Genomic DNA, 15,274 nt, shown 5'->3' with positions numbered 1-15,274 from the left:
GCATGACTTTGTACAGCAAAATTATCGGCACCGGCAGCTATCTGCCGGAGAAGCGCGTGACCAACCAGGAACTGGCTGATCAACTCGCCGCCAAAGGCATCGAGACCTCTGACGAATGGATCGTCAGCCGCAGCGGCATTTCGGCGCGTCACTTCGCTGAGCCGGAACAGAAATCGTCGGACCTGGCGGTCAACGCCGCCAAGAAGGCGCTGGAGATGGCCGGCCTGCAGCCGAACGACATCGACCTGATCGTGCTGGCCAGCTCGACGCCGGACTTCTTCGGCAGCTTCCCCAGCACCGCCTGCATCGTGCAGAAAAAACTGGGCATGACCAACAACAGCGCGGCAGTCGACGTGCAAGCCGTGTGCAGCGGCTTCGTCTACGCCGTCTCCACCGCGGACGCCTTCATCCGCGCCGGCGTGCACAAGAACGTGCTGGTCATCGGCTCCGAAGTGTTTTCGCGCATCCTCAATTTCGACGACCGCACCACCTGCGTGCTGTTCGGCGACGGCGCCGGCGCCATCGTGCTGAGCGCGTCGGAAGAGCCGGGCATCCTGGCCACCAAGCTGCATGCGGACGGCCGCCATTCGGACATCCTCAGCATTCCAGGTTCGGTCGACGGCGGCGCCGTTGCCGGCAGCGCCTTCCTGTACATGGACGGCCCGGCGGTGTTCAAGCTGGCCGTGTCGGTGCTGGAAAAGGTCGCCCACGAGGCGCTGGACAAGGCCAATATGACGGCCGACCAGATCGACTGGCTGATCCCGCACCAGGCCAATCTGCGCATCATGAACAGCACGGCCAAGAAGCTGGGCTTGCCGGCTGAAAAAATGGTGGTCACCGTGGACCAGCATGGCAATACCTCGGCCGCGTCGATCCCGCTGGCGCTGGACGTCGCAGTGCGCGACGGCCGCATCCAGAAGGGCCAGAACATCATGATGGAAGGCGTCGGCGGCGGCTTCACGTGGGGCGCTGTCCTGGCGCGTTTCTGAGCCCCTTTTTAAGCCTGGATTAGAATTAGAGTTCTAACGAGCTCGGCGGTAGTAATGCTGTCACGATGGCATGCTAGCGTGCTCACAATTATTATCAGACGGACCAAGTATGACTAAATTTGCTTTTGTATTCCCGGGCCAGGGTTCGCAGGCGATTGCGATGATGGACGGCTTCGCCGGCAATCCGGTGGTGGCGCAAACCATCGCCGAAGCGTCCGACGCGCTGCAGTTCGACCTGGGCAAGCTGATGGCCGAAGGCCCGAAGGAAGAGCTGGACCTGACCACCAACACGCAGCCGGTCATGCTGACCGCCGCCGTGGCCGTCTATCGCGCGTGGATCGCCGCCGGCGGTCCGCTGCCGTCCGTCGTTGCCGGCCACAGCCTGGGTGAATATTCCGCGCTGGTGGCTGCCGGCGTGATTGCCTTCAGGGATGCCGTGCCGCTGGTGCGCTTCCGCGCGCAGGCGATGCAGGAAGCCGTGCCGGTCGGGCAGGGCACGATGGCCGTGGTGCTGGGCCTGTCGGACGAAGACGTCCGCGCCGCCTGCGCCGAAGCGGCCGCCGCCGCCGCGGGTTCCGTGGTCGAGGCGGTCAACTTCAACGCCCCCGCGCAAGTGGTCATCGCCGGCGACACCGCCGCCGTCGAGCGCGCCTGCGAAATCGCCAAGGCCAAGGGCGCCAAGCGCGCCATGAAGCTGCCGGTGTCGGCGCCGTTCCACTCGTCGCTGCTGAAGCCGGCCTCGGACCGCCTGCGCGACTACATGGCCGGCCTGACTTTCTCGGCGCCGCAAATCACGCTGATCAACAACGTCGACGTTGCCGTGCTGAGCGATCCGGCCTCGATCAAGGACGCGCTGGTGCGCCAGGCCGCCTCGCCGGTGCGCTGGGTCGAAACCATGCAGAAAGTCGCCGCCGAAGGCATCACGCAAGTGGTCGAATGCGGCCCGGGCAAAGTGCTGATGGGCTTGACCAAGCGCATCGATGCCACGCTGGTGGGCGACGCGATTACCGATCAAGCCTCGTTGGAGCGCGTCTTGAGCTTGCTCAAGTAAGCAGCGGCGACTTCAGGCAGACTCCATCAACACAGAAGGACATCCATGAATTTAGCAAATCAAGTAGCGCTGGTCACCGGTGCATCGCGCGGCATCGGCAAGGCCATTGCCCAGGAACTGGCGCGCCAGGGCGCCAAGGTGATCGGCACCGCCACCACCGAAGCGGGCGCGGAAGCGATCAGCGCCTACCTGGCCGAGATCGGCGCCGAAGCGGGCAAGGGCATGGTCTTGAACGTCACCGACGCCGAGCGCTGCGCCGCCGTCATCGACGAGATCGGCAAGACCTTCGGCGCCGTCGGCATCCTGGTCAACAACGCCGGCATCACGCAGGACCAGCTGGCCATGCGCATGAAGGACGAGGAGTGGGACAACGTCATCGCCACCAACCTGAGCTCGGTCGGCCGCCTGTCGCGCGCCGTCTTGCGCGGCATGATGAAAGCTAAGACTGGGCGTATCATTAACATCACTTCGGTGGTGGCGTCCTCCGGCAATCCTGGCCAGATGAATTACGCCGCCGCCAAGGCCGGCGTGGAAGGCATGGGCCGCGCGCTGGCGCGCGAAATCGGCAGCCGCAACATCACCGTCAACAGCGTGGCGCCGGGCTTCATCGACACCGACATGACCAAAGCGCTGGGCGAAGAGCAGCATGCCGCCCTGCTGACGCAAATTCCTCTGGCGCGCTTGGGCAAGCCTGAGGATATCGCTGCGGCCGTCGCCTTCCTGGCGTCGCCGCAAGCGGCCTATATTACCGGTACCACCCTTCACGTGAACGGCGGTATGTACATGAATTGACGGGTTGCGGCTTCGGATTGAAGCCGATTCTTGTCTTTTAGCAGTGATTTCGGAATAGTTGTCGACAAAATCGCAGCACTCACCGAAATTAGTTTTTCAGTGCGCAAACCTGATAAAATGCGCGCTTTCCGTAACAAACAAAATGGAGCCATAACATGTCGGATATCGAACAACGCGTTAAGAAAATCGTCGCTGAGCAACTGGGCGTCGCCGAAGCAGACATCAAGATCGAATCCTCGTTCGTCGACGACCTCGGCGCAGACTCCCTGGACACCGTGGAACTGGTGATGGCCCTGGAAGATGAATTCGAAATGGAAATCCCTGACGAACAAGCAGAAAAAATCACCACCGTGCAGCAAGCGATCGACTACGCTACCGCTCACGTCAAGGCGTAATTTCTGCCCGATCGACTTTAGGAGAATCGCTTGAGAGGTTCTAAAAACCGTCGTGTTGTCGTTACCGGCCTGGGCGCCGTGACCCCGATCGGCAATAACATTGCTGAGACCTGGGCCGCGGCTGTCGAGGGCAAGTCCGGTATCGCCACCATCACCAAGTTTGACGCAACAGCTTTCAGCACCCGCTTTGCCGGCGAAGTCAAAGGCTTCAACATCGAGGACTATATCTCGGCCAAGGAAGCCCGCCACATGGATACCTTCATCCATTACGGCATGGCGGCCGGCATCCAGGCTGTGCAGGACTCCGGCGTGGTCGTCACCGAAGAGAATGCCGATCGCATCGGCGTCATCATCGGTTCCGGTATCGGCGGCCTGCCGATGATCGAAGAACAGAAGGAAGACTACGACAAGCGCGGTCCGCGCCGTATCTCGCCGTTCTTCGTGCCTGCCTCGATCATCAACATGATCTCGGGCAACCTGTCGATCAAGTACGGCATGCGTGGTCCTAACCTGTCGATCGTGACGGCTTGCACCACCGGCCTGCACTGCATCGGCGCGGCAGCCCGCATGATCGAGTACGGCGATGCCGACGTCATGGTGGCCGGCGGTGCGGAATCGACCGTGTCGCCGCTGGGCCTGGGCGGTTTCGCCTCGGCCAAGGCGCTGTCGTCCCGTAACGACGATCCGGCGACCGCATCCCGTCCATGGGATACGGACCGCGACGGCTTCGTGCTGGGCGAAGGCGCCGGCGTGATGGTGCTCGAAGAGTACGAACGCGCCAAGGCACGCGGCGCCAAGATCTATGCGGAACTGGTCGGCTTCGGCATGAGCGCTGATGCTTACCACATGACCTCGCCTTTGGAAGATGGCAGCGGCGGCAGCAAGTCGGCGCAAGCCGCGCTGGCCAACGCCGGCATCAACCCGGACCAGGTGCAGTACGTGAACGCGCACGGCACCTCGACGCCGCAGGGCGACGTGGCTGAAGTGCAGGGCATCAAGCGCACCTTCGGTGACCACGCCAAGAAGCTGGTGGTCAATTCGACCAAGTCGATGACCGGCCACCTGCTGGGCGGCGCCGGCGGCCTGGAAGCAGTGTTTACGGTGCTGGCGATCCACCATCAGGTGTCGCCTCCGACCATCAACCTGTTCAACCAGGACCCGGCGTGCGACCTGGACTTCTGCGCCAACGTGGCCCGTCCGATGAAGATCGAGTATGCAGTCAAGAACTCGTTCGGCTTCGGCGGCACCAACGGCAGCCTGGTGTTCGGCAAGATCTAAGCTTCAAAAAGTTCGACCCCGCGTTGAACTAATCCCCGCAATCCCTGTCTAAACAGGGTGAGCGTGGATTCGGCGCCGGCATTCGCCGGCGCCAGAATTGCCCGGCCTTCGCGGCCGGCGCTTCCGAATGGAATCCCCCTGTTTGATTGACTGTTGTTTGCCAGGCCTCGTCTGCCATGTCGATTGCGGTCTCTGTCATCGTTCGCCCCTCGTCCGGCCTGCGCGCGCTGCATGCCGGCTTGTGCTGTTGCGTGATGGCCTCGTCCGTCCTCTGCCTGGACGCGGGCTGGGCTGCGCCATTGCTGTGCGGGTTGGCCGGGTTGGCCGGCCTGCTGGCGGGCCGCTCGCGGCGTATTGTGCGCCGGCTTGATATATCCGGTGTCGGGCAGTTGCGGCTGACGGTATACCAAGAGAACGGGGCGCCATTGCGCCTGCTGGAGGGTTCGACCTTATGGCCGGGCCTGCTGCTATTGCGGCTGGGCGGGGATGACGGCGATGTGCGGCTGCTGCTGGTGCTGCCCGATAGTGTGACGCGAGCCGATTGGCGCGTCCTGTCGCTGGCGTGCCGGGCGATCGCCGCACGGGCTGAAATAAAACCGCAAACACTGTGAACTTCTTGCAGCGAGCTAACTCTATAGCATATGGCTATAAGTATCGGCTACGCTGCAGGCCATCGAGGAATGCAGGAGTGACGACAGAACGTGAGTGTGACCAGGTACTGGTCGACCGGGTCCGTGCCGGTGACAAGCAGGCGTTCGACATGCTGGTGGCGAAATACCAACGCCGCCTGATGCGTCTGCTGTCGCGTATAGTGCACGATCCGGTCGAAGCCGAGGATGTGGTGCAGGAGACTTTTATCAAGGCGTATCGCGCGTTGCGGCATTTCCGCGGCGACTCCGCCTTTTATACCTGGCTGTATCGTATCGGCATCAATACCGCCAAGAATTTTCTGGCGACGCAGGGGAGGCGTACGCCTACGTCGACCGAAGCCGACGCCGAACATGCTGAAGCATTTACCGATGGCGAGCATTTGCGCGACATCAACACGCCGGAATCCATGCTGGCGAGCAAGCAGATCGCCCAAACCGTCAATGCGGCGATGGATGCCTTGCCCGTGGATTTGCGTACCGCGATCGCCTTGCGCGAGATCGAGGGGCTGAGCTATGAGGAAATTTCCGACATCATGGCCTGTCCCATCGGCACCGTGCGCAGCCGCATTTTTCGCGCCCGCGAAGTCATCGCTGAAAAACTGAAACCCTTGCTGGATATGCCGATTGACAAGCGCTGGTAAGGATGGAATGATGGCAATTGTCATTGGTTTTTGGCAATGCGCGTGCAAACGGCGCAGCGGATTTGTTTTGACATGGCGGGAAACGCGATGGATACCCAGAAAAGACTGCACGAAAACATCTCGGCGCTGGCCGATGGTGAGCTGCCGGACGGCGAGCGCGAACTGGCGATGGCCGCGCTCGGCACTGCGGAAGGGCAGGCCGCGTGGAATGCTTACCATCTGATCGGAGACGTGCTGCGCGACCAGGCCAGCGGCGCGCTCAGCAACGGCTTCAGCGCCAGTCTGGCGACCCGCCTCGCGGCTGAAGCCCCCCTGACGCCATCGCCTGCGCCCGCCGGGCGCGCCGCTGCCGACTCCTCCGCCGACTCCGCCGCGCCGCCGGCGGGCCAGTCCAAGTCTCGGGCGGACGTCATTTTGCCCTGAACCGCATACTCTTATAAAATCTTTGAGCGCGCTTTACGGCGACTTTTCGCTTACCATACGCTAGCCTCGCGTCGTGCGACCCCGCCGAGGGACGTTTGCGTTCCGGAACTTTACAAAGATTGATACTTTCCATGAAAAATAATATCTCCGTTGGTGGTAAAACTCCTTGTAGTAAAACCCTGTTGGCGCTGCTGGTCGGCGCAAGCGTATGGATGTCGCCCGCCGTGCTCGGCCTGGCTGCCGCCACGGCCGCCGCGCCGGTGACCGGCGCCGTCATCGGCCTGCCCGACTTTGCCGACCTGGTCGACCGCGTCGGTCCGGCCGTGGTCAATATCCGCACCACGGAACGTCTGAAGCTGGGCGGGCGCAACGGCGCCGAGGGCCAGCCGGGCGACGAGGAAATGCAGGAATTCCTGCGCCGCTTCTTTGGCGGCGCGCTGCCGCAACCGGGCGTCCCGGGCGGCAAGGGCGCGCCGCGCGGCCGCCGCCAGGCGCCGTCCGACGAGCCGGTGCAGCGCGGCGTCGGTTCCGGCTTCATCCTGTCGGCCGACGGCTATGTGATGACCAATGCCCACGTGGTCGACGGCGCCGACGAAGTGTTCGTCACGCTGACCGACAAGCGCGAATTCAAGGCCAAGGTGCTGGGCGCCGATGCGCGCACCGACGTCGCCGTGCTGAAGATCGAGGGCGACAAGCTGCCGTTCCTGGTCATGGGCGATTCGGACAAGATCCGCGTCGGCGAATGGGTGATCGCGATCGGCTCGCCGTTCAACCTGGAAAACACGGTCACCGCCGGCATCATCTCGGCCAAGCAGCGCGACACCGGCGACTACCTGGCGCTGATCCAGAGCGACGTCGCGGTCAACCCGGGCAACTCGGGCGGCCCGCTGATCAATATGCGCGGCGAAGTCATCGGCATCAACTCGCAGATCGCCACGCTGTCCGGCGGCTACAACGGCATTTCCTTCGCGGTGCCGATCGACGAGGCGATCCGCGTGTCGGAACAGCTGAAGAAGAGCGGCAAGGTCACGCGCGGCCGCATCGGCGTGCAGATCGGCGAAGTCAGCAAGGAAGTGGCGGAATCGCTGGGCTTGAAGAGCGCGCAGGGCGCGGAAGTGTCGCTGGTGGAGCCGGGCGGTCCCGCCGACAAGGCCGGCATCAAGGCGGGCGACATCATCCTGAAGTTCAACGGCGTGCCGGTGAACCGCTCGTCCGACCTGCCGCGCCTGGTGGGCGGCACCGCGCTGGCCAGCAAGGCCATCGTGACGGTGTGGCGCAAGGGCCAGCAGCTGGACCTGCCGGTGACCGTGGCCGAGCTGGAGGCGGAAAAGACCGCCAAGGCGGGCAAGGGCAAGGGTGGCAAGGCCGAGCCGGAGGCAACGGTCAAGGCCAATGCGCTGGGCTTGAAGGTCAGCGACCTGACGGCCGAGCAGAAGAAGGAGTTGGGCGTCGATGGCGGCGTGGTGGTGGACTCGGCCGAGGGCGTGGCAGGCCGCGCCGGCGTGGCCGAGGGCGACGTGCTGCTGCAGGTGAACAACATCGAGATCAAGGACGCCAAGCAGTTCAACGCGGCCGTGGCCAAGCTCGATCCGAAGAAGGCCTCGGTGCTGCTGGTGCGCCGCGGCGAGGTGACGCAGTACATTTCCGTGCGCCCCAGCGTGAAGTAAGGAGCAAGCCCCGCCGGCCGCCGGCGGGGCGTTTTCGATGCATTTCACCCTCTATTCCCGCAGCTACTGCCACCTGTGCCAGGACATGCTGGACGCGCTGATGCGCCTGCAGAGCCCGGAGCGCCCGATCACCGTCGATGTCATCGACGTCGATGGGGACGACGCGCTGGTGGCCCGTTTCGACGAGCTGGTGCCCGTGCTGTACGCCGACCTGGCCGCTCCGGAACTGTGCCATTACTTCCTGGACGAGGCCAAAGTCCTGGAAGTGCTCAACAAATAAGCGCCCCGGGGGCGAAAATGCATTTCACGTTGCATAAGTCGGCCTTTCCCCTCTGAAATCCGGTAAAATGCGGGGTTAGCTGTCATCAAGGCGCTCGCCAGGGCATTACCGCCCCGCACGGAGCGCTTTTTTTGTATTGCGCAAGGTATCGTGTACCGGTCGCGCCCTGTCGTTTCAAACCCGTTTTTGAATATTTGTTAATGAACAACATACGCAATTTTTCCATCATCGCCCACATCGACCACGGCAAATCGACCCTGGCGGACCGCATTATTCAATTGTGCGGCGGTTTGTCCGAACGCGAGATGGAGTCGCAAGTGCTCGATTCGATGGATCTGGAGCGCGAACGCGGCATCACGATCAAGGCGCAAACGGCCGCCCTGCAATACAAGGCCCGCGACGGCCAGATGTACAACCTGAACCTGATCGACACGCCCGGCCACGTCGACTTCTCGTATGAAGTGTCGCGCTCGCTGTCGGCCTGCGAAGGCGCGCTGCTGGTGGTCGACGCCTCGCAAGGCGTGGAAGCCCAGACCGTGGCCAACTGCTACACCGCGCTCGACCTGGGCGTGGAAGTGGTGCCGGTGCTGAACAAGATCGACCTGCCCAACGCCGACCCGCCGACCGCCATTGCCGAGATCGAAGACGTGATCGGCATCGAAGCGGGCGACGCCGTGCACTGCTCGGCCAAGACCGGCCTGGGCGTCGAAGACGTGCTGGAATCGATCATCGCCAAGGTGCCGCCGCCGAAGGGCGACCCGGACGCGCCGCTGCAGGCGCTGATCGTCGACTCGTGGTACGACGCCTACGTCGGCGTGGTCATGCTGGTGCGCGTGATGAACGGCACGCTGAAGCCGAAGGACAAGATCAAGCTGATGGCCACCGACTCGCTGCAGCTGGTGGAAGACGTCGGCATCTTCGCGCCGCGCTCGGTCTCGCTGCCGCAGCTGTCGGCCGGCCAGGTGGGCTTCATCATCGCCGGCATCAAGGAATTGAAGGCCGCCAAGGTGGGCGATACCGTCACCCTGGCCAACCGTCCCGCGGCGGCGCCGCTGCCTGGCTTCAAGGAAGTGCAGCCGCAGGTGTTCGCCGGCCTGTTCCCGGTCGAGGCCAACCAGTACGACGCGCTGCGCGACTCGCTGGAAAAACTCAAGCTGAACGACGCCGCGCTGATGTACGAGCCGGAAGTGTCGCAGGCGCTGGGCTTCGGCTTCCGCTGCGGCTTCCTCGGCCTGCTGCACATGGAAATCGTCCAGGAGCGCCTGGAGCGCGAATTCGACATGGACCTGATCACCACGGCGCCGACCGTGGTGTACGAAGTGGTGATGCGCGACAACAGCATCGTCAAGGTCGACAATCCGTCGAAGATGCCGGAGCCGACCAAGATCAACGAGATCCGCGAGCCCATCGTCACCGTCAACCTGTACATGCCGCAAGAGTACGTCGGCTCGGTGATCACGTTGTGCATCGGCAAGCGCGGCGTGCAGATGGACATGGCCTACCATGGCCGCCAGGTCAAGCTGGTGTACGAAATGCCGATGGGCGAGATCGTGCTGGACTTCTTCGACAAGCTCAAGTCGACCTCGCGCGGCTATGCCTCGATGGACTACGAGTTCAAGGAATACCGCGCCTCCGACGTGGTCAAGGTGGACATGCTGATCAACGGCGAGAAGGTCGATGCGCTGGCCATCATCGTGCACCGCTCGAACAGCGCGTATCGCGGCCGCCAGGTGGCGGCCAAGATGCGCGAGCTGATCCCGCGCCAGATGTTCGACGTGGCGATCCAGGCCGCCATCGGCGTCAACGTGATCTCGCGTGAAAACGTCAAGGCGCTGCGCAAGAACGTGCTGGCCAAGTGCTACGGCGGCGACATCAGCCGCAAGAAGAAACTGCTGGAGAAGCAGAAGGCCGGTAAAAAACGCATGAAGCAAGTGGGCTCGGTAGAGATTCCACAAGAAGCATTCCTGGCAATCTTACAAGTGGACGACAAATGAACCTGCAAGTGATCTTGGGTAATTTTGCTTTAATTCTGTTCGTACTGATGGTGATCACCGGGGTGATCTGGTTCCTCGATGTGTTCTACCTGGCCAAGCAGCGCCGTGCCGCCGCCGACCGCGCGCTGGCCGACTACGACGCCCGCAACGCCAAGCTGACCGCCGACGGCATCAAGGTCGACAACGCCGGCAACCGCGCGGCGATCGAGGCCAACCTGCTGCGCCAGCCGACCTGGATCGAATACTCGGGCAGCTTCTTCCCGGTGATCGCGCTGGTGTTCTTCCTGCGCTCGTTCCTGTACGAGCCGTTCAAGATCCCGTCGTCGTCGATGGTGCCGACCCTGCTGGTGGGCGACCTGATCCTGGTGAACAAGTTCACCTACGGCATCCGCCTGCCGGTGATCAACCAGAAGATCGTGCAGATCAACGATCCGCAGCGCGGCGACGTGATGGTGTTCAAATATCCGCTGGATATGACCCAGGATTACATCAAGCGCGTCATCGGCGTACCGGGTGATAAAATCACGTATGAAAACAAGCGCTTAACGGTCAACGGCGTGGAAGTGAAGTACACTCCACTGGACGATTACCTGGACGACGAGCATCTTGTTTATAACAAGCAATTCACGGAAAACCTGACCGGCGTCAACCACCGCATCCTCAACAACGAGGCGGCGCCCACGCTGAGCCTGGATGGCGTGAAGAAGTTCCCGCACAGCGAAAACTGCACCTACAAGTACGAAGGCTTTACCTGCGTAGTTCCGCAAGGCAACTACTTCATGATGGGCGATAATCGCGACAACAGCGCGGACAGCCGCTACTGGGGCTTCGTGCCGGACAAGAATATTGTTGGAAAAGCATTTTTCGTGTGGATGAACCTGGGTAACCTGCGCCGCATCGGCAGCATCCATTAATCCGCGGTGAAAGGGCATATGATGATGCAAACAGGCTTGAAGCGGCAGAACGGCATTTCCCTGGTCGGACTGATCATCGTGCTGGCGGCGCTGGGTTTCATCGGCGTGCTGGCCCTGAAGATCGTGCCGACCTACACCGAGTACCGGGCGATCCAGAACGCCATCGTCACTGCCAAGGCCACCGGCGGCTCGGTGATCGAGATCCAGAAATCGTTCGACGCCAGCGCCACCACCGGTTACATCAGCTCGATCACCAGCCGCGACCTGATCATCGGCAAGGAAAACGGCGAGATGGAAATCAGCTTCGCCTACGAAAAGAAAATCCCGCTGGTCGGACCGGCCAGCCTGTTGCTGGAGTACCAGGGCACGACGTCGAAAACCGCCGCCGCCCCCGCCAAGACCGATCAATAAGACACTAGTCAGCTAAAACAGAACCGAACAGAACAATGAATCTTCAGTTATTGCAAAACCGTTTAGGCTACACGTTCCAGGATGCTGGCCTGCTGCAGCAGGCCTTGACGCACCGTAGCCACAGCAGTTTGCATAACGAACGACTCGAATTCCTGGGCGATTCGATCCTGAACTGCGTGGTGGCCTCGATCCTGTACGAGCGCTACGTGGCGATCGACGAGGGCGACCTGTCGCGCCTGCGCGCCAACCTGGTCAAGCAGCAGTCGCTGTATGAAATCGCCCAGAAGCTGGAGCTGTCGCAGTTCCTGCGGCTCGGGGAAGGGGAGTTGAAATCGGGCGGCTTCCGCCGTCCCTCGATCCTGGCCGACACGCTTGAGGCGCTGTTAGGCGCCATTTTTTTGGATGGCGGCTTCAACCCCGCGCGCGACGTGATCCGCGCCTTCTACATCCCCATCCTGGACACGGTCGATCCGCAAACGCTGGGCAAGGACGCCAAGACGCTGCTGCAGGAATTCCTGCAAAGTAAGAAGATTTCGCTGCCGCTGTACAATGTGGTGGCCACCCACGGCGCCGCGCACAGCCAGGAATTCGAAATCGAATGCCTGGTGCCCAAGCTGGGCATCCAGGTCTACGGACGCGGCGGCAGCCGCCGCGCCGGCGAACAGGCCGCCGCCAAGCTGGCGCTGGAAGTGGCCGAACAAGCGTTGCTGAAGACTCCGGCCGCCGGCCGCAAGACCAAGCCGCGCGCCGCCCAGCTCAAGCTGGCCGGCATCGCCACCGTGCAGACGAACGAGGCGCCGGTTGATCCCAAGCCGTCGCCACCGCCTGCCAAAGCAGCAAACAAGTAAAGAGAAATAAAATGAATACCGAAACGACCTCCGCCAACTTCCGTTGTGGCTATATCGCCATCGTGGGCCGCCCGAACGTGGGCAAATCGACCCTGATGAATACGCTCATCGGCGCCAAGGTCAGCATCACCTCGCGCAAGGCGCAAACCACGCGCCACCGCATCACCGGCATCCAGACCCATGACGATGCCCAGTTCATCTACGTCGACACGCCTGGCTTCCAGACCCGCCACGCGAACGCGCTGAACAAGACGCTGAACAAGACCGTCACCAACACCTTGATCTCGTCGGACCTGATCCTGTACGTGATCGAGGCGGGCACCTTCGGCCCGGCCGACCAGCAGGTGCTGGACCTGCTGCCGACCGAAGTGCCGGTGGTGCTGGTCATCAACAAGGCCGACCGGGTCAAGGACAAGGCGGTGCTGCTGCCGTTCGCCCAGCAGGTCGCGGCCAAGTTCAACTTCGCCGCCATCGTGCCGGTGTCGGCCAAGCTGCGCTTCCAGCTGGACGGCCTGGAAAAAGAGATCAAGAAATTCCTGCCGGAGAACCAGCCCATCTTCGGACCGGACGACATCACCGACCGCAGCGAGAAATTCCTGGCCTCCGAGATCGTGCGCGAAAAACTGTTCCGCTTTGTCGGCGACGAGCTGCCTTACACCAGCACCGTGCTGATCGAGCAGTTCGAGCAGGAGGGCGACCTGCGCCGCGTGTTCGCCGCCATCCTGGTCGAGCGCGACACGCACAAGTCCATGATCATCGGTAACAAGGGCGCGCGCCTGAAGGAAGTGTCCACGCAGGCGCGGCTGGACATGGAAAAGCTGTTCGGCGGCCCCGTGTACCTGGAAATCTGGGTCAAGGTCAAATCCGGCTGGGCCGACAACGAAGCGGGTCTGCGCGCCTACGGCTACGAATAAAGAGAGGCGATGTCCACCACCACGCTAGACGCCGACATCGCAGCGGCACCCGCACCAGTCGCGGAGCGTGAGGTGGTGCCCGCCGCGGCGGCTCCCGCCCCCAAGCGCCCGCGCGCGCCGTCGCGCGAGCGCACCTTCGGCACCAAGGTCGCCGGCCAGCCGGCCTTCGTGCTGCACAGCTATCCGTACAAAGAAACCAGCCTCATCATCGACCTGTTCACGCGCGACTTCGGCCGCGTGGCCTTGATCGCGAAGGGCGCCAAGCGCCCGCACTCGCAGCTGCGCGGCGTGCTGCAAACCTTCCAGCCATTGTCCTCCAGCTGGGTCGGCAAATCCGAACTGCGCACCTTGACCGACGCCGAATGGGTGGGCGGCATGCTGCCGCTGGAGAAAACCGCGCTGCTGTGCGGCTTCTACCTGAACGAATTGCTGGTCAAGCTGCTAGCCCGCGACGACGCGCATCCGGCCCTGTTCGACCACTACGTCGCCACGCTGAACCAGCTTGCGCACAACGAGCCGGCGCCCATCGTCTTGAGAAAATTCGAACGAGCCCTACTTAAGGAGACAGGCGTCTCCGCCGACCTGACCCGCTGCACCGAAACCCGCCGCGCCGTGCAGGCCGACGTGGTCTACGTGGTGGACCCGGAACGCGGCCCGCGCCCCGAGCGCGCGTCCGATCCCTGGCCCCGCGTGGCCGGCAAGACCTTGCTCGACATGGAGCGCGAAGACTACCAGGACAGCGCCACGCAATCGCAGAGCAAGCAGCTGATGCGCTTCCTGCTGGCGCACCACCTGGGCGGCGCGCCGCTGAACACCCGGCAGATCCTGATTGATTTGTCGCAGTTATAACGACTAAACGGTATAAAACAATGAGCTTCCTGCAACCAAGCGGCACCATCATCGACCTCGGCGTGAACATCGACCACGTCGCCACCCTGCGCAACGCGCGCGGCACCAGCTATCCCGACCCGATCCGCGCCGCGCTGCTGGCCGAGCAGGCCGGCGCCGACTGCATCACGCTGCATCTGCGCGAAGACCGCCGCCACATCAAGGACGCCGACGTCATCGCGCTGGCGCCGCGGCTGCTGACGCGCATGAACCTGGAAGCGGCCGTCACGCAGGAGATGATCGACTTCGCCTGCAAGATCCGGCCGTCCGACGTCTGCCTGGTCCCGGAAAAGCGCACCGAAGTCACCACCGAAGGCGGCCTCGATGTGGTCACCCATTTCAACGCCGTGCAGGCCGCCGTCAAGCAGCTGCAGGCCGAAGGCATCCGCGTCAGCCTGTTCATCGACGCCGATGAAAAGCAGATGGACGCCACCGCCGCCATCGGCGCGCCGGTGATCGAGCTGCACACCGGCCGCTACGCCGACACCGAAGGCGCCGAGCAGGCCGCCGAACTGGAACGCATCCATCGCGGCGTGCTGTATGGCGTGGCGAAAGGCCTGAAGGTCAACGCCGGCCACGGCCTGCACTACACCAACGTGCAGGCGATCGCCGCGATCCCGGAGATCGCCGAGCTCAATATCGGCCACGCCATCGTCGCCCACTCGGTGTTCGTCGGCTGGGAGAACGCCGTGCGCGAGATGAAGGCCATCATGGTGTCGACCCGCCTGGGCGCGCGGAAATGATCTACGGCATAGGCACCGACATCTGCAAGATTCCCCGCATCGAGGAAGCGCTAGCTCGCCACGGCGACCGCTTCGCGAAAAAGATACTGGGCCCGCAGGAGATGGAAAAGTATTTGGCGCGCAAGGCCAAGAACCCGGTGCGCGGCATCCGCTTCGTGGCCACGCGCTTTGCCGCCAAGGAGGCGTTTGCCAAGGCCATCGGCCTGGGCATCCGCATGCCGATGACCTGGCCGGCCGCGCAGATGCTCAATCACCCCAGCGGCAAGCCGATGATCGTCTGCAGCGGGGTGCTGAAGGAATTCATGGAAAAGAATAAGCTGACGACACAGGTGACGGTCAGCGACGAGGAGGAATACGCCGTCGCTTTCGTCATCGTGGAACAGCAACAATAAGCAA

At 62.8% G+C, this 15,274-nt stretch carries 18 protein-coding genes; all 18 read left to right on the top strand.

Annotation, left to right across the window (positions count from 1 at the left end; genetic code table 11):
- Positions 1-2 precede the first annotated feature (2 nt).
- Positions 3-989 (top strand): beta-ketoacyl-ACP synthase III, encoded by a 987-nt coding sequence (locus ACSQ3S_RS22730; RefSeq protein WP_353403069.1) that lies wholly within the window; start codon positions 3-5, stop codon positions 987-989.
- 109 nt (positions 990-1,098) lie between these two features.
- Positions 1,099-2,040 (top strand): ACP S-malonyltransferase, encoded by a 942-nt coding sequence (gene fabD, locus ACSQ3S_RS22725; protein ID WP_436143871.1) that lies wholly within the window; start codon positions 1,099-1,101, stop codon positions 2,038-2,040.
- 45 nt (positions 2,041-2,085) lie between these two features.
- Complete coding sequence (fabG, locus tag ACSQ3S_RS22720) at positions 2,086-2,832, top strand: 3-oxoacyl-ACP reductase FabG (RefSeq protein WP_176651608.1); 747 nt, start codon at positions 2,086-2,088, stop codon at positions 2,830-2,832.
- A gap of 155 nt (positions 2,833-2,987) precedes the next feature.
- Positions 2,988-3,227 (top strand): acyl carrier protein, encoded by a 240-nt coding sequence (acpP, locus tag ACSQ3S_RS22715; RefSeq protein ID WP_008449912.1) that lies wholly within the window; start codon positions 2,988-2,990, stop codon positions 3,225-3,227.
- A 30-nt stretch (positions 3,228-3,257) separates the two neighbouring features.
- On the top strand, positions 3,258-4,505 hold the full coding sequence (fabF, locus tag ACSQ3S_RS22710; protein WP_176651607.1) for a beta-ketoacyl-ACP synthase II: 1,248 nt from the start codon (positions 3,258-3,260) through the stop codon (positions 4,503-4,505).
- Positions 4,506-4,681: 176 nt separating this feature from the next.
- The gene (locus tag ACSQ3S_RS22705; protein ID WP_176651606.1) at positions 4,682-5,116 is read left to right on the top strand and encodes a protein YgfX; all 435 of its coding nucleotides are present in this window, start codon (positions 4,682-4,684) and stop codon (positions 5,114-5,116) included.
- Between the two features lie 77 nt (positions 5,117-5,193).
- Complete coding sequence (gene rpoE, locus ACSQ3S_RS22700) at positions 5,194-5,796, top strand: RNA polymerase sigma factor RpoE (RefSeq protein ID WP_176651605.1); 603 nt, start codon at positions 5,194-5,196, stop codon at positions 5,794-5,796.
- 87 nt (positions 5,797-5,883) lie between these two features.
- Positions 5,884-6,219, top strand: a complete 336-nt coding sequence (locus ACSQ3S_RS22695) for a sigma-E factor negative regulatory protein (RefSeq protein ID WP_353403071.1) — start codon at positions 5,884-5,886, stop codon at positions 6,217-6,219.
- Between the two features lie 212 nt (positions 6,220-6,431).
- On the top strand, positions 6,432-7,886 hold the full coding sequence (locus ACSQ3S_RS22690; RefSeq protein ID WP_176652119.1) for a Do family serine endopeptidase: 1,455 nt from the start codon (positions 6,432-6,434) through the stop codon (positions 7,884-7,886).
- A 37-nt stretch (positions 7,887-7,923) separates the two neighbouring features.
- Positions 7,924-8,166, top strand: a complete 243-nt coding sequence (locus ACSQ3S_RS22685; RefSeq protein WP_353403072.1) for a glutaredoxin family protein — start codon at positions 7,924-7,926, stop codon at positions 8,164-8,166.
- A gap of 200 nt (positions 8,167-8,366) precedes the next feature.
- Positions 8,367-10,160: a translation elongation factor 4 gene (gene lepA / locus ACSQ3S_RS22680; protein WP_176651602.1), complete on the top strand. Its 1,794-nt coding sequence runs from the start codon at positions 8,367-8,369 to the stop codon at positions 10,158-10,160.
- Complete coding sequence (gene lepB, locus ACSQ3S_RS22675; protein ID WP_176651601.1) at positions 10,157-11,074, top strand: signal peptidase I; 918 nt, start codon at positions 10,157-10,159, stop codon at positions 11,072-11,074. Before lepA ends, lepB begins: the two co-directional genes overlap by 4 nt.
- Positions 11,075-11,098: 24 nt before the next feature.
- Positions 11,099-11,485 (top strand): DUF4845 domain-containing protein, encoded by a 387-nt coding sequence (locus ACSQ3S_RS22670; RefSeq protein ID WP_436145069.1) that lies wholly within the window; start codon positions 11,099-11,101, stop codon positions 11,483-11,485.
- 50 nt (positions 11,486-11,535) lie between these two features.
- Positions 11,536-12,333, top strand: coding sequence for a ribonuclease III (gene rnc / locus ACSQ3S_RS22665; RefSeq protein WP_413448666.1), 798 nt, complete (start codon positions 11,536-11,538; stop codon positions 12,331-12,333).
- A gap of 11 nt (positions 12,334-12,344) precedes the next feature.
- Positions 12,345-13,247: a GTPase Era gene (gene era, locus ACSQ3S_RS22660; protein ID WP_176651599.1), complete on the top strand. Its 903-nt coding sequence runs from the start codon at positions 12,345-12,347 to the stop codon at positions 13,245-13,247.
- 9 nt (positions 13,248-13,256) lie between these two features.
- Complete coding sequence (gene recO / locus ACSQ3S_RS22655; protein WP_176651598.1) at positions 13,257-14,096, top strand: DNA repair protein RecO; 840 nt, start codon at positions 13,257-13,259, stop codon at positions 14,094-14,096.
- A gap of 20 nt (positions 14,097-14,116) precedes the next feature.
- Complete coding sequence (gene pdxJ, locus ACSQ3S_RS22650; protein ID WP_176651597.1) at positions 14,117-14,878, top strand: pyridoxine 5'-phosphate synthase; 762 nt, start codon at positions 14,117-14,119, stop codon at positions 14,876-14,878.
- Complete coding sequence (gene acpS / locus ACSQ3S_RS22645) at positions 14,875-15,270, top strand: holo-ACP synthase (RefSeq protein ID WP_353403075.1); 396 nt, start codon at positions 14,875-14,877, stop codon at positions 15,268-15,270. The genes pdxJ and acpS overlap by 4 nt, the downstream gene beginning before the upstream one ends.
- The last annotated feature ends 4 nt before the right edge of the window (positions 15,271-15,274 follow it).

This window comes from Duganella sp. LjRoot269 (assembly GCF_964254095.1).
GTDB lineage: Bacteria > Pseudomonadota > Gammaproteobacteria > Burkholderiales > Burkholderiaceae_D > Rugamonas > Rugamonas hordei.
The sequence above is the reverse complement of the archived record's forward strand: the minus strand, read 5'-3'. Positions and strand labels throughout refer to the sequence as shown.